Consider the following 510-nt stretch of genomic DNA (forward strand, 5'->3'; position numbering starts at 1 on the left):
GGAATGCCGACGCTGTCGGCCGCTGGACGGAAGCGGCGTAGCAGCGCGAAGACGGTCAACGCGACCACGCCGAGCACAGTGATCTCGCCCAGGGTATCGAATCCGCGGAAGTCGACCAGAATGACGTTGACGACGTTGGTCCCGCCGCCATCGGTGTAGGCTCGTTCAAGGAAGAACTTCGATATGCTGTCTGGCGCGGGCGACGTCATCACGGAATAGGCCAAGATCGAAAGCCCGGAGCCGCTCATCAGGGCGACGGTCAGATCACGAAGGCGACGGCGGCGGGTCGAGCCTATCGTCTTCGCGCGTGCAACGAGGTCGATCACTTCGATCCGCTTCGGAAGCCACCGCAAGCCCAGCAGCAGAAGTACCGTCGTCACGATCTCGACCAGAAGCTGCGTCAATGCGAGATCGATTGCGGACAGCCAGGCGAACGTAAGGCACGTTGCGAGTCCGGAGCCCCCGACAAGGATGACCGCCGCCAACCTGTGATATTTGGCGAGGTAGGCG

General features: G+C 62.4%; 1 protein-coding gene. It reads right to left on the minus strand.

Features of this window, described 5'->3' with window-relative positions:
• Positions 1-510: hydrogen gas-evolving membrane-bound hydrogenase subunit E (mbhE, locus tag ACTIFS_RS21765; protein ID WP_439576214.1), on the minus strand; the 510-nt coding region annotated here is incomplete at both ends.

Origin of the sequence: Phreatobacter sp. (genome assembly GCF_051860605.1) — a bacterium.
Lineage (GTDB): Bacteria > Pseudomonadota > Alphaproteobacteria > Rhizobiales > Phreatobacteraceae > Phreatobacter.